General features: G+C 46.2%; 25 protein-coding genes and 1 other RNA gene. 14 read left to right on the top strand and 12 right to left on the bottom strand.

The window, feature by feature from the left end; all coding sequences use genetic code 11:
• Nucleotides 1-15 precede the first annotated feature (15 nt).
• The 5 genes from FS628_RS04400 (at nt 16) to FS628_RS04380 (ending at nt 5,512) form a co-directional block, all read left to right on the top strand.
• Nucleotides 16-789, top strand: coding sequence for an ABC transporter permease (locus FS628_RS04400; protein WP_145319349.1), 774 nt, complete (start codon nt 16-18; stop codon nt 787-789).
• A 226-nt stretch (nt 790-1,015) separates the two neighbouring features.
• A complete protein-coding gene (locus tag FS628_RS04395) occupies nt 1,016-1,825 on the top strand; it encodes a DUF92 domain-containing protein (protein WP_145319346.1) in 810 nt (269 codons plus the stop codon).
• Between the two features lie 13 nt (nt 1,826-1,838).
• Nucleotides 1,839-2,417: a TetR/AcrR family transcriptional regulator gene (locus FS628_RS04390; protein WP_145319343.1), complete on the top strand. Its 579-nt coding sequence runs from the start codon at nt 1,839-1,841 to the stop codon at nt 2,415-2,417.
• A 59-nt stretch (nt 2,418-2,476) separates the two neighbouring features.
• On the top strand, nt 2,477-4,408 hold the full coding sequence (locus FS628_RS04385) for an ABC-F family ATP-binding cassette domain-containing protein (protein ID WP_145319340.1): 1,932 nt from the start codon (nt 2,477-2,479) through the stop codon (nt 4,406-4,408).
• A 177-nt stretch (nt 4,409-4,585) separates the two neighbouring features.
• Nucleotides 4,586-5,512 (top strand): hypothetical protein, encoded by a 927-nt coding sequence (locus FS628_RS04380; protein ID WP_222125179.1) that lies wholly within the window; start codon nt 4,586-4,588, stop codon nt 5,510-5,512.
• 120 nt (nt 5,513-5,632) lie between these two features.
• On the opposite strand, the gene FS628_RS04375 is transcribed toward FS628_RS04380, so the two are convergent.
• The 5 genes from FS628_RS04375 to FS628_RS04355 all read right to left on the bottom strand — a co-directional run bounded on the left by FS628_RS04375 (nt 5,633) and on the right by FS628_RS04355 (nt 9,725).
• Nucleotides 5,633-6,673, bottom strand: a complete 1,041-nt coding sequence (locus FS628_RS04375; RefSeq protein WP_145319334.1) for a M42 family metallopeptidase — start codon at nt 6,671-6,673, stop codon at nt 5,633-5,635.
• Nucleotides 6,674-6,785: 112 nt separating this feature from the next.
• Entirely contained in the window at nt 6,786-7,166 is a 381-nt protein-coding gene (locus FS628_RS04370) for a LapA family protein (protein WP_145319331.1), read from the bottom strand.
• Nucleotides 7,167-7,298: 132 nt separating this feature from the next.
• Complete coding sequence (pepF, locus tag FS628_RS04365) at nt 7,299-9,089, bottom strand: oligoendopeptidase F (protein WP_145321394.1); 1,791 nt, start codon at nt 9,087-9,089, stop codon at nt 7,299-7,301.
• A 213-nt stretch (nt 9,090-9,302) separates the two neighbouring features.
• Nucleotides 9,303-9,488, bottom strand: coding sequence for a hypothetical protein (locus FS628_RS04360; RefSeq protein WP_047842378.1), 186 nt, complete (start codon nt 9,486-9,488; stop codon nt 9,303-9,305).
• A gap of 3 nt (nt 9,489-9,491) precedes the next feature.
• A complete protein-coding gene (locus tag FS628_RS04355; protein ID WP_017689395.1) occupies nt 9,492-9,725 on the bottom strand; it encodes a hypothetical protein in 234 nt (77 codons plus the stop codon).
• A gap of 162 nt (nt 9,726-9,887) precedes the next feature.
• On the opposite strand from FS628_RS04355, the gene FS628_RS04350 reads away from it, so the two are divergent.
• Complete coding sequence (locus FS628_RS04350) at nt 9,888-10,085, top strand: cold shock domain-containing protein (RefSeq protein ID WP_017689394.1); 198 nt, start codon at nt 9,888-9,890, stop codon at nt 10,083-10,085.
• Nucleotides 10,086-10,245: 160 nt separating this feature from the next.
• Here the strand turns inward: FS628_RS04350 and FS628_RS04345 are convergent, their stop codons facing one another.
• Both FS628_RS04345 and FS628_RS04340 read right to left on the bottom strand, forming a co-directional pair.
• The gene (locus tag FS628_RS04345; RefSeq protein WP_145319328.1) at nt 10,246-11,418 is read right to left on the bottom strand and encodes an MFS transporter; all 1,173 of its coding nucleotides are present in this window, start codon (nt 11,416-11,418) and stop codon (nt 10,246-10,248) included.
• Between the two features lie 40 nt (nt 11,419-11,458).
• Entirely contained in the window at nt 11,459-12,799 is a 1,341-nt protein-coding gene (locus FS628_RS04340; protein WP_145319325.1) for a multi antimicrobial extrusion protein MatE, read from the bottom strand.
• Nucleotides 12,800-12,978: 179 nt separating this feature from the next.
• Here FS628_RS04340 and FS628_RS04335 point away from each other — a divergent pair, with 179 nt between their 5' ends.
• Together FS628_RS04335 and pfkA are read left to right on the top strand one after the other, a co-directional pair.
• Nucleotides 12,979-14,058, top strand: a complete 1,080-nt coding sequence (locus FS628_RS04335; RefSeq protein WP_186327712.1) for a tetraprenyl-beta-curcumene synthase family protein — start codon at nt 12,979-12,981, stop codon at nt 14,056-14,058.
• A gap of 53 nt (nt 14,059-14,111) precedes the next feature.
• The gene (gene pfkA / locus FS628_RS04330) at nt 14,112-15,083 is read left to right on the top strand and encodes a 6-phosphofructokinase (RefSeq protein WP_076292040.1); all 972 of its coding nucleotides are present in this window, start codon (nt 14,112-14,114) and stop codon (nt 15,081-15,083) included.
• Nucleotides 15,084-15,170: 87 nt separating this feature from the next.
• Here the strand turns inward: pfkA and FS628_RS04325 are convergent, their stop codons facing one another.
• The 4 genes from FS628_RS04325 to FS628_RS04310 form a co-directional block, all read right to left on the bottom strand.
• Nucleotides 15,171-16,523, bottom strand: a complete 1,353-nt coding sequence (locus tag FS628_RS04325) for an MATE family efflux transporter (protein ID WP_145321390.1) — start codon at nt 16,521-16,523, stop codon at nt 15,171-15,173.
• Nucleotides 16,524-16,726: 203 nt separating this feature from the next.
• A complete protein-coding gene (locus FS628_RS04320) occupies nt 16,727-17,908 on the bottom strand; it encodes a putative glycoside hydrolase (RefSeq protein ID WP_145319322.1) in 1,182 nt (393 codons plus the stop codon).
• Between the two features lie 162 nt (nt 17,909-18,070).
• Nucleotides 18,071-18,259 carry a hypothetical protein gene (locus FS628_RS04315; protein WP_029880762.1) on the bottom strand — a complete coding sequence of 63 codons (189 nt, stop codon included), beginning with the start codon at nt 18,257-18,259 and terminating at the stop codon, nt 18,071-18,073.
• A 174-nt stretch (nt 18,260-18,433) separates the two neighbouring features.
• Entirely contained in the window at nt 18,434-19,255 is an 822-nt protein-coding gene (locus tag FS628_RS04310; protein ID WP_145319319.1) for a YitT family protein, read from the bottom strand.
• Between the two features lie 305 nt (nt 19,256-19,560).
• Between FS628_RS04310 and FS628_RS04305 the strand changes: the two genes are divergently transcribed.
• From FS628_RS04305 to FS628_RS04290, 4 genes are all read left to right on the top strand, one after another.
• Nucleotides 19,561-21,156, top strand: coding sequence for a DEAD/DEAH box helicase (locus tag FS628_RS04305; RefSeq protein WP_145319316.1), 1,596 nt, complete (start codon nt 19,561-19,563; stop codon nt 21,154-21,156).
• A 209-nt stretch (nt 21,157-21,365) separates the two neighbouring features.
• On the top strand, nt 21,366-22,178 hold the full coding sequence (locus FS628_RS04300) for a YesL family protein (RefSeq protein WP_145319313.1): 813 nt from the start codon (nt 21,366-21,368) through the stop codon (nt 22,176-22,178).
• A 51-nt stretch (nt 22,179-22,229) separates the two neighbouring features.
• Nucleotides 22,230-22,421: non-coding RNA, 6S RNA (ssrS, locus tag FS628_RS04295), on the top strand.
• 182 nt (nt 22,422-22,603) lie between these two features.
• The gene (locus FS628_RS04290; RefSeq protein WP_017689382.1) at nt 22,604-22,996 is read left to right on the top strand and encodes a DUF1499 domain-containing protein; all 393 of its coding nucleotides are present in this window, start codon (nt 22,604-22,606) and stop codon (nt 22,994-22,996) included.
• Nucleotides 22,997-23,069: 73 nt separating this feature from the next.
• Here FS628_RS04290 and tpx read toward each other — a convergent pair whose 3' ends face one another.
• Nucleotides 23,070-23,588 (bottom strand): thiol peroxidase, encoded by a 519-nt coding sequence (tpx, locus tag FS628_RS04285; RefSeq protein WP_145319309.1) that lies wholly within the window; start codon nt 23,586-23,588, stop codon nt 23,070-23,072.
• 148 nt (nt 23,589-23,736) lie between these two features.
• Between tpx and FS628_RS04280 the strand changes: the two genes are divergently transcribed.
• Nucleotides 23,737-24,363 (top strand): rhomboid family intramembrane serine protease, encoded by a 627-nt coding sequence (locus FS628_RS04280; protein ID WP_145319307.1) that lies wholly within the window; start codon nt 23,737-23,739, stop codon nt 24,361-24,363.
• Between the two features lie 69 nt (nt 24,364-24,432).
• On the top strand, nt 24,433-25,344 hold the full coding sequence (locus FS628_RS04275) for a LysR family transcriptional regulator (protein ID WP_062833647.1): 912 nt from the start codon (nt 24,433-24,435) through the stop codon (nt 25,342-25,344).
• Nucleotides 25,345-25,372: the final 28 nt, after the last annotated feature.

The raw sequence follows: 25,372 nt of genomic DNA, 5'->3' as shown, positions 1-25,372 counted from the left end.
GAGGTGATATGTAAGATGAAATGGTTGGAGAAAAAATGGGTATCTATCCCGCTTCTATGGGTAACGGTCATCTTAATCTGGCAGCTTGGTGCCCTCATCTATGGGCCTGACGTAATCCCTGGTCCGTGGCACACGATCCTGGGAGCACGCGAACTGATTGCTGACGGTACGCTGATGCAGTATATCGGAATCAGTTTCACTCGTGTACTGGCGGGCTGGGTACTCGGAAGTATCATTGCTATTCCGGTAGGACTGATTATTGGCAAGGTGCATATCATCCGGCTGTTCGCCGAGCCATTCCTTAACTTTATACGTTTTATCCCGCCCATTGCTTTTATTACCTTATTTTTGGTGTGGTTCGGAATTGGAGAGCAATCCAAGATCGCGCTCATCATGTACGCTACCTTCTTCATTGTTGTGCTGAATACACTGACAGGTGTACTCTCCGTTGAAGAAGACAAAATCCGTTCGGCCCGCAGTATGGGAGCCAATGAACGGCAGATTCTGCTGCATGTGATTGTTCCGGCGACAACCCCGTATATCTTCACGGGTGTACGACTGGCGATGGGAACTTCTTATATGGCCATAATCGGTGCTGAGATGATTGCCTCGAATGAGGGAGTCGGTTACTTGATCTGGAATTCCAGACTCTTTTTCCGGACGGATTGGATCTTTGTCGGGCTGATTTCCCTAGGTTTTATGGGATTCCTGACGGATCGATTGTTCAATTGGTTTGGTCGCAGAGTACTCTACCGATATGGGGTCATTGGCGGAGCGAAGCGGGTCTGAATGAGAAGATAGGCACACTGAATAACAGACGTTACGCAAAAGGGAATTTATCTTGTTTAACGTTATATCAATAACCTGTTTTGGCACTTCTAAACGAGGCCGAAACAGGTTTTTTGCGTGCTGGCCTCTGGAGTTTCGGCTTTGACATCAAACCGTGGTATAATTGAGTTTCAAAAATACAATAAACGTCATGCGGGCTGTGTATACGCTGCATGCAGGAGACATTATGGATTGGATTATTGGCGCCGTATGCGCTTCTATGGTGGCAGGTGCTGCCTATGCGAAAAAGTCGCTAACCCTGTCTGGCTGCCTGGCAGCAATTATGATGGGAACGATATATTACGGAGCGGGTAACCTGTTCTGGTTTGGCACGTTATTGTTGTTTTTCATCACTTCAACGTTGCTCTCCAGGTTTCGTAAAGATCGGAAGCAGGAGCTGGAGAAATCCTATGCCAAGTCAGGAAATCGGGATGCCGGACAAGTGATGGCTAATGGTGGGATGGGCATGTTCCTGTGTCTGGGATACTGGATATTTCCACATCCGGCATGGATATATGCTTTCATTGGCGTAATGGCTACCGTTACATCGGATACATGGGCAACCGAACTCGGGAGTATCAGTCGCAAGCCACCGCGCTCTGTTCTCACGTGGAAGGTACTTACTCCAGGTGCCTCAGGAGGCGTTTCACTTCTCGGTACCCTGGCTGCAGCTGTAGGCGGGGCTCTGATTGGTGCGGGAGCATTTTTCTTTTCCTGGATCGCCGGGGTAGAAGGGCTTGGGCTGCTTAGTTGGACTTTTGTTGGCCTTGTAGGCGGATTGGCAGGTGCTTTTGCCGATTCCTATCTGGGCGCAACGGTGCAGATGATGTATCGTTGTACCGTGTGTGGTCGTGAAGTTGAAGTACATGAACATTGCGGGCATCCAACGGTTCGGGCTCGTGGCTGGTCATGGATGAGTAACGACCTGGTGAACGTGCTTAGCTCGGTCATTGGGGGATGTGTGGCGATTGGATTGGGTAACATTTTGGCGTTGTAGGAGGGAGTAACATTTGAACACTGTACATGGAGACAAATCGGAGGCTATTTTGGATGCAGCCTATGGTATCTTTGGCTCGAAGGGTTTTTATGAGACGAAGATGTCTGATATTGCAGACGAAGCTGGCATCGCAAAAGGCACCATTTATTTATATTTCAAAAGTAAGGAACAATTATTTGTAGCAGTATCCAAGCGTGACTGTAACAGTTTTATCAGTCGTCTTGAATATGCTTTGAACTCGCATGAGAACACAGGTGATAAACTTGGCGCAATAGCCAAGACCCACCTTACGTATTATTATGAGCGTCGCAATCATACCAAGCTCTTTTTTATGGCACCTAATAATGATCCGGATCTGATGCATTTTATGAAAGAATTTATGAATCAATATATGAGCATGGTGTGCGAGGTGCTGGAAAGTGCAAGTGTACCTGAGCCAGTCTTATTAGCCAAATCGTACATTGGGATTCTGGATCGTCTGAAGATGGATATTATGCTTAATCCAGAGTTCAACGAAGAAGATCTGAACAAACGAATTGCCTTCTCAGCAGCATTATTTCTGGACGGGTGTCGGTCTTTTTTGAAAACGTAAGTGCTTGTGTGGGTACGAGTAATATTGAATTCTATTTTACAGAGAAGTGGGTACGCGCAATGAACATAATGACGGTAGAACAAATTGCAAAAAGTTATGGCGAGAAAATATTGTTCAAGGACGCTTCATTCGGTATGGCTGATCAGGACAAGATTGGTGTCGTTGGGGTAAATGGAACCGGAAAATCCACGTTTTTGCGTGTGATTTCTGGTATGGAACCTGCAGATGCGGGACAGATCTCCATTGGTAATGATGTACGCATTCAGTTTCTGGCGCAAAATCCGGACTTCAATCCGGATAATACGGTACTGCAACAAGTATTCGAAGGTGACAGCATGGAAATGAAAACCGTGCGTGAATATACGGAAACGATGGAGTTATTGGAACTCCAGTCATCTGATCCAGCGTTGCAAGAGCGACTATTACGTTTGAATCAGCAAATGGAGCAGCTTCAACTCTGGCAGATGGAGAGTGAAGCGAAGAGCATTTTGTCCAAATTGGGTATTCGTCAGTTCGATGCACTGATGGGCACATTGTCGGGTGGACAACGCAAAAGGGTAGCGCTAGCGGCTGCGCTGATTCATCCTTCCGAACTGCTCATTCTGGATGAGCCGACGAACCATATTGATAATGACTCGGTAGTATGGCTCGAGCAGTACTTGCAGAAGCGCCGCGGCGCACTGCTTATGATTACGCATGATCGGTATTTCCTGGATCGTGTGGCGAATGTCATGCTCGAATTGGATCATGGTCGTTTGTTCCGATATGAAGCCAACTATACACGTTTCCTGGAACTGAAGGCGGAGCGGGAAGAACGTGAAGCTTCTTCCGAACAGAAGCGTAAGAACCTGCTTCGGACGGAGCTTGCGTGGATTCGTCGCGGTGCCAAGGCACGGACGACGAAACAAAAAGCGAGAATTGATCGCTTCGAACAACTCAAAGACCAACAAGGAATCCAGCGCTCGGGCTCATTGGAAGTATCGGTCGGTTCCACTCGTTTGGGTAAAAAGATACTGGAGATCGAGCATCTTTCCAAATCTGTCGGTGGTCGCATACTGATCGAAGATCTGAGTTATATTGCCGTACCTGGTGATCGGGTAGGCATTGTCGGACCGAATGGTAGTGGTAAGTCCACGCTGTTACAGATGATATCTGGCAAGTTGGAACCCGATGCTGGAGTGGTTGACGTCGGCCCTACAGTCAATCTGGGTTATTTCACACAGGAACATCAAGAGATGGATGAATCACTTCGTGTGATTGAGTACATCAAGGAAGTGGCCGAGAATGTGAAAACGGCCGATGGCTCTCTGATTACAGCATCCCAGATGCTGGAGCGGTTCCTGTTTACCCCGGCATCCCAGTGGACGCCAATCTCCCGCCTGTCTGGTGGAGAGAAGCGTCGTCTGTATCTGCTGCGTGTTCTGATGGCTGCTCCGAATGTATTGCTGCTGGATGAGCCGACAAATGATCTGGATATCCAGACACTCGCTGTACTTGAAGACTATCTGGATGATTTTCCGGGTGTTGTTTTTGTTGTATCCCATGACCGTTATTTCCTTGATCGTACTGTGGATAAAGTGCTGTCTTTTGAGGGTAACGGTGCTGTACGTGTGCACGTTGGCGACTACAGTGAGTATGCGGAATGGATGCTGAAAAATGCACCTGGGACTACCCAAGATAGTGACATGGGCGTAGCGAAGGTGAAACAGTCATCGGAGAAAACGACTCCTGCTGTCTCAGCCGCTAAACCGAAGTTGAAATTTAGCTTCAAAGAGCAACGCGAATACGACCAGATTGATGAAAATATTGAGAAGGCTGAAGCCAATCTCGTCCGGATTAACAAAGAGATGGAAGAGTCATTTAGTGATTCTGCCCGTCTGCAGGAATTGATGGCAGAGCAAGCTGAGGCTGAGCGCCATCTGGACGAATTGATGGAACGCTGGACTGTTCTGAATGAACTTGCAGAGCAAATTGAGCAGAGTAAGTCTTGATTTATAATTAAGAGAGATCGCCCTTTCTCCTAAAGTGACTTTAAGTCGTATTAGGAGGAGAGGGCGATTTTTTGTCTGATTACTTGAACTCAATGTGAAACGTTCCGTATGTTCATTACGTTGTATAAGTAAAGAATTCCATAGAAGGGAGAGAACACCACACTTATGTATAAAGAAATGAATGAACAGTTGGCAGTGCTTAAGGAAAAGGGGAGAATTTACGAGAAATGGACCAAACGCTTGGAGAAGCTTCAAACGGAGGAAACCGAATGGGAAGCAAAGGTAAAATGTCGTCTGGAGCATCTCCAGAAGGAGCAGAAGGATGTTGATCAACTGAACAGTATGACATTGTCAGCATTTTTCTATCAACTGATTGGCAAGAAGACGGAACGTCTGGAAAAGGAAGAGCTCGAACTGATGGAAAGCAAGGCTGCTTACGACACTGCTTGTCGCATGCTACAAGACGTGCAGGAGCAACGAATCCATGTGGAGCAGGAGTTGGAGGGCCAACGGCAGTATCAGTACTGGCAGAGTGACTACAACGCTCTGTGGGGGAAGAAGGAAGGTCGTCTGCTGGACCAGGATGCAGAATTACAGCATATGGCGGAGAATCGGGAGCATCTTGCCAGTGAACTTCAGGAACTGGATGAAGCTTTCCGGGAGGGAGAATATCTGGTTCATGCTCTTGAACGTGCGGAGGAGGCTTTGGCTTCGGCAGGTAATTGGGGTGTGTATGACATGATGGGCGGTGGGGTCATCTCCACACATATCAAGCGAGGACGAATGGATGACGCTCAGGTCGCCATTATGGATGCAGGTAAGCGCCTACGACGTTTCCAGAAGGAGTTGGAGGATGTAGAGATGGCAGTACACGCGGATCTGCATCTCGGAGGTCTGCTTTCATTTGCAGACTATTTCTTCGATAACCTCTTCGTGGACTGGATGGTTCAGGACAAAATTCGCAGAGCCGAAGGTCAGGTGAAGGACGGACTGAGTGCGGTTCATAAGACCATGCATGTGTTAAGAAATGAAATGCGTGACCATAAGGCAGAGTTAGAGATTTTGGACCGTAAATATCATGCATATGTGGAACAGGCAGATTAAAAGATCTGACAACAAAGGCCACTTCCGAGCACACCGAATTGCTGTGCTTGGAAGTGGCCTTCTGCTTAGACGAACATGTGGATGTTATCCATGATAATTTCGTAGATAAATGATGCTGTTTTACTTGGTTGTAATGTAGGCAGCGAGCAATCGTGCCGTATTCAGGACAGCGTCTTTATGCGTACGTTCCATGGAATGAGATGCATGAACTCCCGGACCGATCAGTGCTGCTCGGATATTGTTTCCTCCGCGTAGTGCTGCACTGCCATCTGAGCCGTATTGGGGATAAATGTCGACGACGTAATCCAACCCATCTTGTTTGGCCAGCTCGATGAGACGGCTAGTCATATCATAGTCATAAGGACCAGAAGAGTCTTTGGCACATATGGACACGTCAGTTTCTTTGCAACTGAGATCGTCACCCATGGCTCCCATATCTACAGCGATCATTTCACTAATTTCCGCAGGGATATACGATGCGCCATGGCCAACTTCTTCATAGTTCGAGATGAGTAGAGAGACGTTATGTAATGGTTTCCAGCCTTCGCGATGTGCAGACTCAAGGATACCGAAGAGGGCAGCCACACTGGCTTTGTCGTCCAGATGACGTGATTTGATATAACCACTCGGCGTGATGACTGCGCGAGCATCGAAGGAGATAAAATCGCCCACAGAGATCCCCAGTTTCAATACATCCTCCTTGGAAGAGACGACTTCGTCAATTCGAACTTCCATATGGCTTTCGGTCCGTTCAAAGGTGCGTGCATCCGGATAGACGTGTACAGACGGATGAAGGGAGAGAATAGTACCAGTGTATGTCTTTCCATCCCGAGTATGGATGCTGCAATATTCGTTTTCGATACTTTGCATGGAAAATCCACCGACAGAGGTCAGCTTCAATGTGCCATAGGATGTAATCGAGCGTACCATGGCCCCTAGCGTATCCACGTGAGCGCTTAAAGCAATTGTCTTGGACGAATCCTGTCCGGGCAATGTAAGCATTGCACCGCCCTTGTTGTTCAGCTCACAAGCGATGTCCAGTGCTGCTGCTTCCTTGCGGATCATCTCGATAATATGATGTGTGTAACCACTGGGGCTTGGTGTATCCAGCAATTTTTTCAGAAAAGACAGAACGTATGATTCATCAATTGTAAAACTCATTGTGTAATTTCCTCCTCGGATCGTGGGTATGGTGTTAAACAAATACAGCCTGTCTGGGGGAGAGAATGTGATACTACCATTCCTGACTCGCCAGCAGGCTGTCTCTGATTGGTTACAGTGTTCCCGTAGGGTTTCCTTTGCGCTGATTCTGGATCGAATCATTCTCCAACAGGCTATCCGGTTCATTTGAGTCAAGTGAATCCATCGTTTTGAAAGAATCCAACGTAGATTTGCTTGTTGCGGAAGTTTCCAATTCAGATACGCGCAGTTTTAATTGTTTGTTCTCGCGTTGCAGTCTGTACTGGCGATAGATGCCATATGACCCTACAATAATTCCACCGATCAGGGTACAGCCGAGAATCAGCAAGATCAGCGGGATTTGTACCGTGTTAAATAACAGGTTGACTTGTACGGAATCCACATTAATGACCGCAAAGATTCCCGTGAGCAGTGCAAAAACAAGACCTGCTATGAGTGCCCATTGCATTTTCATGGTGTTGCCTCCTTGTTGAACAATTGAGAACTAGATATGCATTACCCATATTCGGGTATGTTGCATCTTGCAATGATGATAAAATCCCCTGCCCAAACGGGCAAGGGATGGAGGTCACATGGGAAGACAACCTTATTTGGTTAGTTGCTCCATCTGTTCAATCAATTCCTTGAACACACTCATAGCTTCACGAATTGGCTGTGGTGTAGACATATCCACACCGGCTTTTTTCAGAATGTTGATGGAGTAATCACTGCCACCGCTCTTCAGGAAACCAAGATAACGGTCAACAGCCGGTTGACCTTCTTCCAGGATTTGCTTGGAGAAGCTGGTGGCTGCGGAGAAGCCTGTAGCATATTTGTAAACGTAGAAGCTGTTATAGAAGTGGGGAATACGAGCCCATTCCATCTCAATTTCTTTGTCGACAGCCATGCCTTCTCCGTGATATTTCACGTTCAGATCATAATAGATCTCGGATAACAATTGTGGTGTTAATGCGTCACCTTGTTCTGCACGCTCATGAATAATTTTCTCGAATTCAGCAAACATGGTTTGACGGAATACGGTAGTACGGAATTGATCGGCATAATAGGTCAACAGATACAATTTTTCCTTTGGATCTGTGGATTTGTTAAGCAGATAATCCATCAGCAATGCTTCGTTTGTTGTGGATGCAACCTCAGCCAGGAAGATGGTGTACTGTGCATCACGATAAGGAAGTGTTGTATCCGAATAATGTGAATGCAGAGCGTGACCCATTTCATGTGCCAGTGTGAACATACTGTTCAGGTTGTCTTTGTGATTCAATAAGACATATGGGTGAGTACCGTAAGCGCCCCAGGCGTATGCACCTGAACGTTTATTTTCGTTCTCATATATATCGATCCAGCGGTTATCATATCCTGTCTGCAATGCGTCCGCATAGTCTTTGCCGAGAGGCTTCAGGCCTTCTTTGACCGTTTGTTTGGCTTCTTCATAAGTAATATCCATTTTATACTCATCTACGAGTGGAGCGAACAGGTCATACATATGCAATTGATCCACATCAAGCAACTTTTTGCGCAGGTCCATATAACGATGTAACAACGGAAGGCTCTCGTGAATGGTATCAACCAGATTGGTATACACGTCCGTTGGGATGTTATCTCCATAGAGCGACATCTCCATCACGGAAGGGTATTTACGAACATTAGCATAGAACATATTTTTGGTTACATTTGCATTCAGTGCAGCCGCAATTGTGTTCTTTTGTTTGGCATAGGTTTCGTATACGGCTTTGAAGGCACGTTCGCGAACTTCACGATTAGGGTTCTCCAGGAACTGAATGTAGCTACCATGTGTCAGCTCGACTTCGTTTCCGTGTTCATCCTTGATTCGAGGGAACTTGAGATCGGCGTTATTCAGCATGCTAAAGATCGTCTGTGGTGCTTGTGAAAGGTTGCCAACTTGTGCAAGCAGAGCTTCTTCCGTTTGGCTAAGAACATGGGCTTTTTCCCGCTTCATCTCTTCCAGCGTAAATGTATAAGCAGAGAGTTTTTCATCTGCAATGAATGCATCCAACTCGGCATCTGGCAGGGAGAGAATCTCCGGTGTGACAAAAGAAAGTGCTTCACCAACCCGTACGCCTAATTTCTGGGCTTTTTGAGATAGATTTTGATATGTAGGATTAGCTGTGTCTTCATCTTGATGCATACGTGCGTACACAAAGAGGCGTTCTATTTTGAGGCTGATCTCATCTTCGAATTCGAAGCAAGATTTGAGTACATCAGGTTGACCCAGTTTGCCTTGAAATTCGGAGGCCTTCTTGGTCAAAGACGATACTTCTTCATATTCTTGATCCCAGGCTTTCTGATCGGCAAATAAATCTTCCAGTTTCCAGCTATGCTCGGCTGGCACCTCGGAACGTTTCAATAATTGACTCATGGAAATCCTCCTTTGATTATCTGATGAATGTATGGACGAAGCTGCCTTCGTCGTGCTCGCCTGTGCGGAGAGAGACGAAGGAATCAGACTAAGTACCAGGATAACAGATAGTGATTTCTGATATTTCAACGGCCTTCCTCCTTACGATACGAATAATCTCGTATAGTATGACCTCAGGCACGTTGAAATATTTGAGCACTTGGGTCCCCGAGATTAGGTTCCCATGTTATACAGAAAATAAACGATCAGGAAAAAGGCGAAACAAATGAGCAAGGTAGCGATAAGCGCCATTCCCCGTCTTAGGCGATCCGGGATGGAGTTGCGTCCCAGAATAAGCACAATACCAAGGGAAAAGGCAAGGATAATGAAGATGACGACATTGCTTGAGTCAAGCTGCATGGGTTAGACCCCTTTAAAGGCAGCCATCAATTGACGCCATTCATCCTCACGGTTCTCAAAATCTGCTTTTGGGAAACGGCGTTCTGCCCAGTGCATTAACGCAGGACGGCTAAGGAAAGTATGGCATTCTTCGCCCCACTCTTCCGAAATTTCTCGCAGTACGAGATATTTGCCCTGAACTTCTACGGTCATCATATTCCACTTGTCTGTTTTGTATATTTCATGTTTTTTTATCATAGGTAGTCTCCAAACTAACGGTTTTGGTAAAATGATACCGTACCCTACGATTCAAAGCAAATTTTTTCGACATTTATGGAAAGATAAATTGCAAAATGGAAGCCCATACAGTATAATAAGGGTATTCGCCATAGATGGCGATATTTTTAGGAGGTTTTTCATTTGAAAGGTACAGTTAAATGGTTTAACGCAGAAAAAGGCTATGGCTTTATTTCAGTTGAAGGCGGCGAGGACGTATTCGTACATTTCTCCGCAATCCAAGGAGACGGCTTCAAAACATTGGAAGAAGGTCAAGCGGTAGAATTCGAAATCACTGATGGAAACCGTGGTCCTCAAGCAGCTAACGTAAACAAACTGTAAGAATTTTTCCGGTCAACGGACTTCTTATATATGATAAATTTATAGCTGAATACAAGAACCCAAGCACAGTCCCCTTCAAGGGTGGCTGTGCTTTTTTTGATTCTATTTTTCCCCGATGTAATTCGGGGTTTATGAGTGTAGTGTGTGTAGTGCTTTGTGTTCAAGATACACGATTGCTCATACTGGACCATAACTTCAATCCAAAACCGATTAGGGCAGCCAGGGAGAAAGCCATCGCGGTGAGATAGAAGGTTTGTCTGCCTGCATGTTCCAGGAGCAGGCCGCCCAACGTACCACTAAGCAGTCCTGAAGCACTGGACCAGACGATGGTGAACAAAGCCATACCCGTAGCTCTGTAACTGTCTGGAACAAGGCGAATGATATAACGGACTGCCGTAACGTAGAAAATACCGAAGGTAACGCTGTGCATCGTCTGAATTGCAACGACGGCTGCAGGTGTATCGGATATGGACATGAGAAGCAAACGAACCGTATACATGAGTGCAGCAAAAGCAATTAGCGGCAGTTCTTTATAACGGTTTCCATACTTGCTAAGCAGCAGGAAAATGGGAATTTCGCTTACAGAAGAAATCAGCAAAGACCAACCAATCAGCCCCTCACTGGCACCCAGCTCTTTCAGCGTGATGGTAAGAAACGCTTCGTTCATCCGATGTCCCATGGCAAGCAAAAATACACAACCGAAAAAGGTGAGCACATCTCTGCGTTTCAAAATAGCCCATAGCCCCGATAGATCCATTTTGCTACTACTCCCAGAAGGCTGATCTTTTAATTGAAAACTGATCAATAATGTAGTGGCAGCAAGACCGACGCAAAGCCATATCGTCCATCCTGGACCGAAAGATCCAAGGAAATACCCGATACTTAATGCGAAGAAGGCATAACCGATCGATCCGAAGACTCGAATGGAAGTGAAATTTCGGCCGTACTTGCTGGCCGTTGTAATGGCCATCGTATCAGAGAGCGGATAGACCGGATAATAGAAAAAGTAAAACAGGGTCACGAGTACAAATACCTGACCGAAAGTCGTTGCGTTGGCGAGCATGATACCTGTGATCAATTGACCCCCAAGCAGAATGATCATCACTTTGCGTACCGTCTGGTAGCGGTCGCTGGCCATGCTCCAGAACATATTGGAGAACACGGAGATGAGGGGGCCGATCCCGTAAAGGTAACCGATCTCCGCCCGACTGAAGCCCAGATGACTGAAGTAAAGCTGGAAGTAGGATACCACCAGTACGGTGGAACCGAAGATGGTGAACATGAGAGCCCGCAGCCAGTTCTGATCCGGGCGGGCGTCGTGACTTAATTTCATGATGAGATACTCCAATCTTGATAACAGTTCAGTGAATTTATTACCCTTTCAGGGATGATGATTTACCGGCTTTCGGTACGGACATCGTAGGTTCTTGCTGCGTACGCCGGATGACAAGCCAGACAATGACGAGTTCGGCGAGCAGACCGAGGGATTGGGCTACAGCTCCGATCATGCCGTTCCACGCAGGGAAAATACTAACGAGTATAAGCAGAACAATTACCGTGCAGATTGCATTCGCGGTTTGCGAACGAAACATCGTTTTCGTCTGCCCACGAAGAAGAATGAGGCCGTTGCTGAAATCCAGAAAAGGGAAGATCAGCGGAAATAAGACGAACGCACGCAGTGTCCACAGACTTTGTTCCAACAGTTCGCCCTGAACGCTCATGACATTCTCGAATACCCATGGTCCCAAGGGAGTATAGGCAATAGACACCGTCATCGCAAACGGAATAAATCCGGTGACAAGCGCGAATTTTCGTACCAGTTTGGCGTCCACAAGGTAGAAATTAAGCACGATCTGATGGATGTATGTAAAGAAGCTTAGCATCAACTGCATCAGACTGCTTGCTATGGCAAAGGAAGAAATGGCTAGTGCGATCCCGGTCGTTTTGCCAAGTACGATGTTAATGACCGGTCCTATAAATAGCGCTACAAAGCTGGATAACAGCAGCGGCTTATAAAAGCGAAATACGTCTCCCTTGCTCTCGACGGGATGATCCTCGAGTTTGGCTGGCATCTTGCGCTTGATGCTATTTCCCTCCAAAAAGCTGACCAGCGCTTCAATCATCATGCCAGCAGCAAAAATGATAGCGCCTACACGTCCACTGTCAATGCTGTCTGTATATATGAAATACAGGGATAGTCCATACATTCCAGCTAGACGGAATACCATACCGATGGTTAACCACTTGGTTCGGTTATTCGTAATGATGATCCCCTGATAGATGTTGCGAATCACTGAAAAGATACTTACATACATGAGAATTTCATATACGTCGATAACTTTGTTCAACAGATCCGGACTTACGCCAAACAGGTATTTGAATACCCCGGTACCCACGGGAGAATATACGATGAGAAAACCGATGAGAAGTACACAGGCAAGAAATATTTTGGTCACAAACGTGAGGGCCTGAAAGGAAAGGCGATCGCGAACCAATGCGGAGCAGGTTTGCCGCAGCAGGGTGGAGGGACGCTCCGTGAGGGTTAACAAGCTACCTGCGATGGCATAGCTGGCAATAACCGTCTCGGGATGAGCGGAACGTGCTAATGTGCTGTTTATAATGACGTGAGAGATGGTGACGAGAGAGGCGGAAATGCCAAGTGGCACAAAAAAAGAAAATAACCGTCTCCACGAAAGTGATTCACTTGACGACATGTCAACGACTCCTTTGATGGATGAAATATGCCTAGTATATCACAAAGCTTTGGTCGCGGATGCGATTTTTTGTGCGGAATATGCGGCAGATTATTTGTACAATTAAGGGGATCATATTATAATAGGAATGGTTAAAAATCGCTCTAATACGTATTCAACCAAGTGGAGGCACATTTATTTTGAGCCAATCAAATCGAAAACGTCATCAGTATCCGCGTGGACCGCTGGCATTGATGAGAGGGGTGTACAAATACACCATTCCGGAAACACGGAAGGCGCTGAGTGGATGGCGTGCACAAGCTGAGGCGATTCCGAATGAGGAATTGCGTACGCAAGCACTTGCCAGTCTGAGGGATAAGCAGTTTCACTGTGAAGGCGGAACCGTCTACGCTTTAGCTGATTTGCCCAACAGGCACATTCTGATCCCTCTGATCGTTTCATATCAAACTATTAGTGATTATTTGGACAATCTGTGTGACCGCAGCACCTCGATGGACCCGAATGACTTTCGTCTTCTCCATCAATCTATGCTTGATGCGGTAGATCCCGAAGCAACTCCCGTCAATTATTATGCCCTCCGTGAGGAGCAGGATGACGGTGGATATCTGCGGAATCTGGTGACCACATGTCAGGAACTGACCCGTCAGTTACCAGGCTATGCGTCCGCCAAGCCCCAAATTCAGGATCTGGCAGGCCTATACACGGACCTGCAGGTATATAAGCATATCAAGCCGGAACTGAGAGAAACGGCACTGCTCGAATGGTGGTCGGAGCATCGTCATCGCACACCTCAGTTTCGTTGGAACGAATTTGCTGCTGCAACTGGCTCTACACTGGGCGTTTTCATGCTGTTTCTGGCTGCGAGTGACGATCAGTTGACTGAAGAGCAAGCGGCCTCGATCCACACGGCCTATTTCCCACATGTATGCGCATTGCACATTATGCTCGATTATTTAATTGATCAGGATGAGGACCGCATCGGGGGGGATCTCAACTTCTGCAACTATTATGAGAATGTAGAGACAATGCTGGACCGAATTGCTTTTATTGTGGAGATGGCACGCAGTGATGTGCAGAAGATCCCGGGAAGCTCCTTTCACCGGATGATCATCGAAGGACTGATTGCCATTTACCTGTCTGATCCCAAAGTCAGCGAACAGCAGGAAGTTCGCGTAGTGTCCAAACGTCTGATGAAGAATAGTCCGATGACAAGAATATTTTTCTTCATTTTCAGTCGCTGGATACGGAAGAATATGTAAGTCAGGTGTATGGTTGCGGAGCCTGAAGTGAAACTAGAGGAGGAAGAAACATCATGACAGCAGTAAAGAAAATCGCAGTATTAACGAGCGGTGGTGATTCACAGGGGATGAACGCGGCTGTTCGTGCGGTTGTTCGCAGCGGACTGTTTCACGGTCTCGAAGTATACGGAGTTCAACGTGGATACCAAGGTCTTTTGAATAATGACATTTTCCCAATGGATTTGCGTAGTGTAGGGGATATTATCCAACGTGGGGGAACGGTTCTTCAATCGGCACGATGCAAGGAGTTCTACACCGCTGAAGGTCAGCAAAAGGGTGCGGACATTCTGCGTGCACGTGGCATTGACGGTCTGGTTGTTATCGGTGGGGATGGTTCATACAACGGAGCGAACAAACTGAGCAAACTCGGCATTAACACCATGGGTCTGCCTGGAACGATTGATAACGACGTTTCGTTCACCGATTACACCATCGGATTCGATACAGCAGTAAGTGTAGTGGTGGATGCCGTGAACAAATTGCGTGACACGATGTCTTCACACGAACGTTCTTCCATCGTTGAGGTTATGGGTCGCCACTGTGGGGATATCGCCCTGCATGCCGGACTTGCTTCAGGTGCTGAAACGATTCTTGTGCCGGAAGTTCCGTTTGACATGGACGAAGTGGCAGATCGTATGAAAGCTAACTTTGCACACGGCAAACGCCACAGTATTATCATCGTTGCTGAAGGTGTGGGCAAGGGTGAGGATGTAGCAAAAGAACTGATGGAACGTTGCCCGACGTATGAGCCGCGCGTAACCGTTCTGGGTCACATTCAGCGTGGGGGTACGCCAACACCTTTCGACCGTAACCTGGCAAGTCGTCTGGGCGACTTTGCTGTTCGCAGTCTGATTGCAGGCGAAACAGACAAAGGTTGTGGCATTATCAAGGGTGAACTTACCCTGACAGATATTGATAAAGTGGTTAATACGAAAAAAGATTTCGATATGGAAACGTACCAGCTTGCACAACGTTTGTCCCAATAATTCGATTCAAAAACAAAGAGCACAATCCCGCATGAACGAGGATTGTGCTCTTTTTGTTATTTTCCAAAGTAAGTGAGTGTTCTGATGCTAAGCCTTACGGAGTGCCGCTTGTTTTTGTACCAGAAAGAGTCTCCAGAGAAGCGCAGTTGCTCCTACAGCAAGGCCGGCAATAAGTCCGATCCAATAACCAAAGGCGCCAAGTGAAGTATACGTAGCTGTTAGGTAACCTACAGGCAGACCAATGATCCAGTAAGCTACAAACGTAATGATCAATGCCGGATTAACATCTTTGTAGCCACGTAATGCTCCTTGAGTCGGTGTGGCAATCGCATCCGAGATCTGAAAGAAAATGGCGTAGATCAGGAAATGTTGTGTAAGTGCAATGACCTCTCGATCGTTAGAGTATACGCCTGCAATCTGTTCGCCGAACACAATCAACACGATCGCTGTCAGTAGTGATAGCCCAATGGCACCACCAATCCCGAGCAGGCTGTATTGTTTGGCGTCTCTCAGACGCCCAGCACCTGCCTCAAAGCCCACAAGGATCGTAAGAGCCATACATATGCTCACAGGTAACATGTAGAGCGTAGAAGCGAAATTCAGCGCCGCCTGGTGGGCAGCAATTGTTGTGGTATCGAAACGGCTCATCATTAAAGTCACAGCAGCGAAGATGGACGTTTCGAAAAAAGTCGCGAATCCAATCGGAACCCCGATCTTGAGTAACTCTTTCCACTTGGACAAGGACACACGGGTCCATTGACGGAAAATGCCATATTGGGCGAAAGGTTCGACCCGATGGACAAAAAAGAGACTAATAAGAAAGATCAACCAGTATGTACATGCTGTAGCAACACCAGCGCCAACACCGCCCAATTGGGGGAAACCCCAGCGGCCGAATATCAGCAGATAATTCAGAAAGATGTTAACGGGCAGGGAAACCAATGTAATGAACATCGTAGTCCGCGTCTGGCCAAGTGCATCCATGAAGCTGCGCAGCACCGTATATCCGAAGAGTGGGATAATGCCAAAAGCAAGTGCACACAAAAAATAGAAGGCAACTTGAGCAACCCGGGGTTCCAGAGGCATTCCATTCAGTATAGGGCCAAGTAACAACGCCCCGGCTCCGATAACGACGAGACTGACCGCAATCCCGAGATACAACGCCTGGATGACGTTATACCCGATCTGATCATTACGTTTGGAACCTAACAGATGGGACACGACAGGCGTAATACCGATCAGAATCCCGCTTAGTCCAGTTTGAACTGGCATCCACAGACTTGTACCGATTGCGACTCCTGCAAGGTCGGCGGGAGAAAACTTACCTGACATATTGGTGTCGAAGAACGACATGGCAGAGAGGGCGATTTGGGTGGTGAAGATGGGCAAAAATATAATCAGGAATTGCTTCACTTTTTGTGAAAAGCTTGTTGTGTTCATGTTCACTGGCAGTGCCTCGCTATTCTAAAGAAATGTCATCCGGGTGTCATATATGGACAGCTATACATTGTAGTGGATTTTGTCCGTTTTGGATAGGGACAGATACAGAGGAGAGGCGCACCGAGAAAAATGAGCACCAAAAAACCTCGCTCCGCTTCAGGCAGAACGAGGTTGGATGAATTCAAAATATGCAAGAGTGCGGATTACTTATATTGTACACCTGAGGTATATCGGTTGGAGGCATTCCAGAGCAGATATTCATGTACATCCATGTCCTTCATCGCTCTGATCTGGTCTTCCACTTGTTTCTTGCCATACTTGATATAATGTCCACTGCCCAGCCAGCTTGCTGTGAAATCCTGGATCCACGGGCGTATGACGGGTTTAAGCTCCTTAGTAGGGTCCAGTTTCTTATGCGTGTCTTCCATCGAACCCTTGATGGTCGTGTAAGGATCTTTGTCAGGGTCCTTGACCCCATACCACCCAGTTGAATAGTGACTAGGGTATACCATCGGTGAGATGACATCCACATTTTCGGATATTTTAACAAAATCCTGTCCAATGCCTTCAGCCGCAGGTACGGAAGCTGCATAACCGAAAATATCAACGGAGACACGCACACCTAACGGTGCCAGCTCTTTGCGTGCATATTGCACGAATTCAGCTACAACATCGACGCGGGACTTGTCAGATTTGGTGTATTTGAGTACATCAGCACGAGTTTCGAAACCTTCCGGGAAACGAACGTAGTCAAATTGAATCTCTTTGAATCCAAGTTTGGCCGCTTCCTTGGCGATTTCGATATTATAGTCCCATACTTCCTTGCTGTACGGATTCACGAAGCTGTCGCCTTTGCCATTCGCCCAAACCGATCCATCCTTGTTGCGGAAAGAAAGCTCCGGATTCTTCTTCGCAAGAATTGTGTCTTTGAATACAACAACACGTGCAATCGGGTAGACCTCGTGTTTTTGCAATCGTTTCATCAAGGCATCAATATCCCGAATAAAAGGTTGGGACTTGCCCATTTTTTGCAGTGCTTTGTTTTCTGTGGGATAAGTTATGTATCCGAGATCGTCTTTGATATCAATGACCATGGCATTCAATTCCGTATTGTCCGTCAGATCAAGTAATTCTTTCATTCGTGCGCCGCCGGCACTGTAGGCCGTTACATAGATACCTTTGACCACGGGGGCATCAGGTTGTGGGTCGATTTTAGCAGGTGGATTATCGGCATCGATAACAACCTGATCTTTTTGAGATTGGATAATTGCGGTGTTAAAACTGTTGGTTAACGATTGGAATTGAGGATTTCCCTGATCTGCCACTGCCGGGGCAACACCAAAGCCTCCAAAGGCCATAGCCAGTAAAGCCCAAAACATGTTCATTCATTTCCACTCCCTTATGTGCATTCCATGTATGAATTATACATTAAAGCCTCTGGGCTTTTAACCATATTAATCAAGTAATGAAACACATGGAAAAAATGAAAACCGCTTCCTGCGGAGGAAATCCCCCTGCAAGAAGCGGCGTAATCAATCTGAAAAAAATTATTGAATGTAAATCTCATTTTGATGCTCACAAATACTGTACTGAATGATTTCCATTGCATCTCCCTGTTCCAGGATGCCCAGCCCATCCCGGAGGACAATCAGCGAGTCGAGTTCATTCGGTTTCAAGAAAGGGAGCATTTCCGGGCACCATCTGTTGACAATCTCAAACAGTTTTACCGTTTCCATATCCACATTTATCACCCTTTCCTACTCGAATTCCAAAATGGTAAGTCATTCGGCGCGATTCGGGAAAGCATATGGCCTGTGAAATTGAAGGGTTGAACCTGCTATACAACATATTTAGGAGCCGTACACCGTTATTATACCACAATGTTGTGAATTGTTAACCGTACAGGTGCCTCAACTTCTGCGGAATGAGCCCATAACACCAACCGTTTCCACAATGTTAACAAAAGCGTTTGGATCAGTCTCCTTGATAATGCGTTTGATTTCAACCAACTCGTAACGAGTGGTAACGGTCATGAGCATGTCCTTTTCAATATCCGTGTACGCGCCCTGAGTCTTAATTTTGGTAACCCCACGTGGTCGAACAAGCAATTTCTTCAACATGGATTCGGTTTCGTTTGTAATGATGTATAGGGTTACTTTGACGTGACTGATATGAATCAGATCAAGCACTTTGCCTGTAATGTAGATGGACACCATAGAGGCCAAGGCAGTATTCCAGTTGTCACTCAGGTATCCCGCGAGCATAATGATGGTACCGTTCATGCCAGCCATTACCGTACCGATCGGAAAGTCTCGTTTACGCGTGAAAATGGAGCCGACAATGTCCAGCCCACCTGTGGAGCCGCCGACTCTGAAGGAGACACCAGTGCCCAGTCCAATAAGCACACCACCGAATACTGAGCTTAACAAAGGATCTGTAGCCACAGCAAAAACCGGCAGAAGCGCAATGAACCAGGAAGTGGCTGCTACCGAGAGAATACTTAATGTAATGAAGCGTCGTCCAAGAATAAACCAACCTGCAATAAGCAGGGGAATGTTGAGAACAAAATACATTATACTAAGATTCAAAGTCGTAAAATAACCCAGAAGCATTGAAATACCGGATACCCCGCCGCTTAAAAGCTGATGGGGAACCAAAAACCAGTTAAAGCCGCAGGCAATAGCTGCAGCACCCAAAATGATCACTAAAGAGTGCCAAATTATTTTGGGCAATTTAATCACCTCATTTATATTTAAAGCCAGATTGCTGGTAATCTTGAATTGTTTTGTGATATAATAATTTGTGGATATTCTTGAGTAGGAAACTTTTCCTAAATGGAGCAATAAAATTTTGAAATGTTTCAAACACATGTATGTAGTTTTAGTCTTATGTTGGGGACCCATTCATGGAATTATATTCGTTAGTGAAAATAATTCGTCCCGTTGGGATACCCTATAAATATTAACGCTACTTAAGAATACAGACAACAAAGTGGATTGTCCACCATGTCCACCATATAAAAGGAGCATGAATAATTTTGACAAATTTAAATTTCACAGATTTCAATCTTGAACCACTGGTGCTGCAAGCCATCACTGAGCTCGGGTTTGAAGAAGCAACACCGATCCAATCCAAAGCGATTCCTTTGGCACTCGAAGGCAGAGATTTGATTGGTCAAGCTCAAACAGGTACGGGTAAAACAGCTGCATTCGGTATTCCGTTGATCAGCAAAATCACGAAAAGTGATGAGAAAATCCGCGCCCTCATTATGGCACCTACACGTGAACTTGCAATTCAAGTTGCTGAAGAGATCGAAAAACTCACTCGCTTCAAAGGTCTGCGCTCCCTGCCAATCTACGGCGGACAAGATATCGTTCGTCAAATCCGTGCACTGAAAAGAAAACCACAGATCATCATTGGTACACCTGGACGTCTCCTTGACCACATCAACCGCAAAACAATCAAACTAGATGATGTACAAACTGTTGTACTGGATGAAGCAGATGAAATGCTCGACATGGGTTTCATGGAGGATATCCAATCCATCCTGAAACAAGTTCCCGACGAGCGCCAAACAATGCTGTTCTCAGCAACAATGCCTCCTAACATTCAAAAATTGGCACAACAATTCTTGAACAATCCTGAGCACATTTCTGTGATTCCGAAACATGTTAGTGCACCATTGATTGACCAATCCTATATCGAAGTACCTGAGCGTCAAAAATTCGAAGCGTTAAGCCGTTTGTTGGATATGGAATCTCCTGAACTGGCGATCGTATTCGGACGTACAAAACGTCGTGTTGACGAATTGGCTGAAGCTTTGCAAAAACGTGGATATTCTGCAGACGGTCTTCATGGTGACTTGTCCCAGAACCAACGTGATGCGGTAATGCGTAAGTTCCGTGACGGCAGCATTGACGTACTCGTTGCAACAGACGTTGCTGCACGTGGTCTCGATGTATCTGGCGTAACTCACGTTGTTAACTTTGACCTTCCGCAAGATCCGGAGAGCTATGTTCACCGTATTGGTCGTACAGGTCGTGCGGGTAAAGAGGGCGCTGCTTGGTCCTTCGTTACACCGCGTGAGATTGATCACTTGCACTTCATCGAGCGTGTAACACGTCACCGTATTCCGCGTAAACCACTGCCAACAATGGCAGAAGCGGTTGAAGGCAAACAACGTTTGACAGCAGAACGCTTGCTGGAAATCGTACAATCAGGCGAACTGAACGAATACAAAGGTATTGCGATTCAAATGCTTGAGCAATATGATTCTGTTCAACTGTTGTCGGCTGCTCTGAAGCTCCTGACAGGTGACAAGAAAGATGCTCAAGTTGACCTGACTCCTGAAGATCCAATCCGTGCGAAGCGTCGTAAACCAGATGTTCGCTCAGGCGGACGTAAACCATCGGGTTACAGCGGTAACCGCACAAGTGGTAGCGGTGGCAGCGGTGGTGGTTACAACCGTGATCGCAACAGCAGTGGCGGCGGACGTGGCGGTTACAACCGTGATCGTAACGGCGGCAGCAGCACTGGCGGTGGAAGCAGAGAAGGTGGTTACAACCGTGACCGCAAACCGCGTCCAAGCAATAACGAAGGACGTCGTCCAGCGAAAGATTCTTCTTTCGAGTAATATAAACGTGTGAACTGGAAAATGGAGCGGGTGACCGCTCCATTTTTTTATTTTCAAAATTACTGCGTCATTTTTTGTTCACTACCAGAAGCGCTAGTTAAGGACAATGACGATCTCTTTTCGGGAAGTACTGGCTTTTCCTATCTATAATAAGGTATATTAATATTAGACTTCAGGTAATACGCAAGGCTGCAGAGGAGGAGAAATGTTTGGAATTTAAAGGAGCTATGGGTGGGATCTACCGGCTTACAGAGTGGATTACGAGGCTGGCCGCAACCAATCTGTTGTGGGCTATTTGTTCGTCTCCGTTCTTGTTTTTCTTGATTATGAAACTGCTCGTAATGCAGCAGAACCTCGCAAATGAATCATTGCAAATGAACTGGGCTATAGCCATTGTGGCACCGCTTACACTGTTCCCGGCGACTTCGGCGCTGTTTACGGTTGTTCGTAAATGGAATATGGGCGATACGGATGTACCGATCTTCCGTACTTTCTTTGTAGGTTACAAGGAAAACTACAAGCAAAGTTTAATTGGGGGCATTTTTTACACACTGCTGTTCGCGATTATGTATCTGGATTATACGGTGTACATGACGCAGTTCCGCAATATGCAGCTCGTGGGAATCATCATGCTAGTACTGCTTCTCTTGTTATTTGTATCGCTCTTTAACTTTTTCTCGATGGTTGTACACTATCATATGTCCATCGGACTCATTATCAAAAACGCGGTATTGCTTACGCTGATCAGACCTTTCCGTGTATTCTCCACATTGCTGGGAAGCGGATTGCTGTTCTACATCGGTTTCCGTTATCCGGTCTTGTTCATCTTCTTCATCATCAGTATCATCGCCTGGTTTGCTTTCTTTAACTTCTATGCAACCTTCAACAAAATGCAGGAGCAGATGGAGAAGATGCAGTTGAAGAAGGAAGAAGAGGAAGCTGCTGCGCTGGCTGAGAAATCAGAAGATAACGGTGAAGCATCTGAACCATCAGACGACAAAAACATTACACTGCAAAAATAAAACATCATGGATCGCCATTTACTTTTTACACAGTTAGGGATATAATAATTGTACATCCTGCGATGTACGTTTCGGTTATTCGTTGTTTTGAACCAATGATGACGTCTTCGGGAGATCAACACAGAATGTTGCTGAAAAGCCCTGTCTATACGACATGGGGACTTCAAAAAGCATTTTTGCGGTCACCCACCTGCCAAGCAGGTTCATAAGACAATGTAGCCGGACGGCATAAGCGGGTTCCTAAATTTTCATGTACAGCACCCTGACTTTTCCTCTTTTGAAGGAATTTCAGGGTGTTTTTATGTTGTAGTGAATGTATTTGATTGGTTTTGCGATAAATATGATGCTTACCCTTTTGTTACTACTTGAACAATGTTACACTAAGATACATAAATGGAACGGTTACATTCAAAGGAGGAAGGGTCTTGACCTTAAAGAGAACGCTCGTCGGTATCATCCGCAGCATGGAGGGGACCAGCGATCGAGCCAAGGATCCCAAATTAAAAACACGGTATTATAACTTATCCAAAGACAGAGCCTGGGAAGAGGTTTCTTCGACACTGAAAAAGATTCCGGGTTATAAAGTACTGCACGAAGTGCCTTCTGTCGGAGAAGTTATACTGGAGAAGCGGACTACCTTTGGACGGACGATGGATATTACAGTTTCCATTATCTCGGTAAGTCCTGTTCGTAGTGCAGTGGATATGTATTCAGCTTCCCGTGGTTCACTTGGAGACTTGGGCTCTAACTATCGCACGATCATGAACTTATTCTCTGTACTGGATAAGAAGCTAAGCAAGTATAAAGCAAATGATTGAAATAGATGATGAAATAACAAAAAGCGAGAGAAGGTTAACCTTCCTCGCTTTTGTTCTGAACGTATGATTACTTCTACAGCAAAGCTTTTACAGCTGCAATCGCTTGCTCGAAGTTAGGGGAGTCTGTCATTTCAGGCAGATACTCCACATATGTAATCCGGTCTTCGGCATCCAAAACAAAAATGGAGCGCATGTCCAACTGGAATTCTTTGATCAGAACGCCGTAGTCTTCACCGAAAGAACGTGTTTTGTAATCTGACAGTGTTACTACGCGGTCAACACCAGCTGCTCCGCACCAACGTGCTTGAGCGAACGGAAGGTCAACGCTTACTGTCAAGACCACAACATTGTCTCCGAGCTCTCCAGCTTCAACATTGAAACGACGAGTTTGCGCATCGCATACGCCAGTATCCAGGGAAGGAACAACGCTGATTAACTTGATTTTGCCTGCGAAGTCTTTCAAGGATGCATCTTCAACCAGGTTTTTGCTTAGTGTGAAATCAGGTGCTTGATCGCCCACCTTCAGTTCGGGTCCGATCAAAGTAATAGGGTTGCCTTTAAATGTGGCTGCGCCTGTACGTTCTTGTGCCATAATAATGTTCCTCCTTATAAATTGGTGATCCGTGCCAAAATCCATTATAATCTTTTATGAAAGGCATTGTCCAATTCGGGCATGTACCATTACGATGGATCAGAGATGTAAGTCCGATCTGAACAGGGTGGAGTGAAAGAAGAAATTTATGATATTTATTCGCTATGAGAACTGGAAAGGTTATCTGAAGTATTTCCCTTTGACGTCGATTTTTTTAATCGCCAATGTAGTGATGTTTATTGTGTTAACGGTAAATGGTGGTTCAACGAACAATATGGTGCTGCTGAAATTCGGGGCACTTACGAATTATGAACTGTTCGCTTCGGAGTGGTGGCGCTACATTACATCCATCTTCCTGCATGCGGGCTTCAGTCATTTATTGTTCAACAGCTTTGCGTTAATCGTATTTGCACCACCGATGGAACGGTTGCTCGGGTCGGTAAGATATGGTGTGTTGTACTTGGGCGGTGGCGTGTTGGGCAATATTCTTGCTGTTGCGTGGTACAACTCGGTTGGCAGCATTACCATCTCAGTTGGTGCTTCAGGAGCGATATATGCCGTCTATGGTGCATTCCTGTATGTAGCCCTGTTCCAGCGCACCATGATGGATGAGGCTTCGCGCAAAACGATGTACACCTTGCTGGTGTTCGGGATTATATTCTCCTTCGCCATGTCGGGCATCAACTGGATGGCTCATCTCGGCGGATTGTTGGGTGGATTCTTTATTTATGGACTGTTGATCAGATTGTGGAAACCCCGCAGCTTAAAGCGGTAGTCAGAACGTTCTCAAGATGGAATGCAATCAAGGATAAGTAGGGTATAACAGATTGGAGCGATCAGGCGAGTGGAATTAAGACAGTTGCATTACTTTTTGAAAGTGGCACAGAAGGAACATGTAACACAAGCTGCTGAAGAGTTGCATGTGGCGCAGTCAGCGGTGAGTCGTCAGATTCATCAGTTGGAAGAAGAACTGGGCGTGGACCTTTTTATGCAAAAGGGACGAAACCTGCAGTTGACTGCAGTGGGACAGCTTTTTTGTAAACGAATTGAAGGTATATTAAAAGATCTGGACAAGGCAGTGGGGGAAGTTCATGAGTTTCTTGACCCGGAGCACGGGGAGATTCGAATCGGATTTCCGCATAGCCTGGGGATTCATCTCATTCCTTCCGTTGTGGCTGCTTTCCGTCAGCGCTACCCCAACGTGAAATTCAGATTCAAGCAGGGGATGTTTCCTACACTCATACGTGATGTGTTATCAGGAGAGGTAGACTTGGCATTCATTTCTCCTTTTCCGGAGAAACACGATCAAGTGGATGGTGATATTGTACTCACGGAAGAGTTACATGCCATCCTTCCTCCAAATCATCCGTTAGCTGGTGAGGAGACGATTGCGCTCGAACAACTCAAGGATGACAAGTTCGTGTTGTTCAGTAAAGGATATTCTCTTCGTCCTATTGTGTGGCATGCCTGTCTGGAAGCTGGTTTTACACCGAAGATCGCTTTTGAAGGTGAAGAGACCGATACCATCCGTGGATTGGTCGCTGCGGGCATGGGGGTCAGTCTATTGCCTGAAATGGCGTTATTCCAGACTAATCCGTTGCAACCGGCACATGTGGCCATCTCTCATCCCAAAGTAACACGAACCATCGGGTTAATTCATCGTGCGGATGACAAATTGCCGCTGGTTGCCCAGTCCTTTCGTTCATTTTTACTTCATTACTTCGGTTTACAACAAAACAATACCCCATCCGATTAACGGTGGGGTATTGTTTTTGTTTTATTAG

This window comes from Paenibacillus xylanexedens (genome assembly GCF_007676705.1).
Taxonomy (GTDB): Bacteria; Bacillota; Bacilli; order Paenibacillales; family Paenibacillaceae; genus Paenibacillus; species Paenibacillus xylanexedens_C.
Note: the sequence above shows the minus strand (reverse complement) of the source record. Positions and strands in the feature narration are given on the sequence as shown.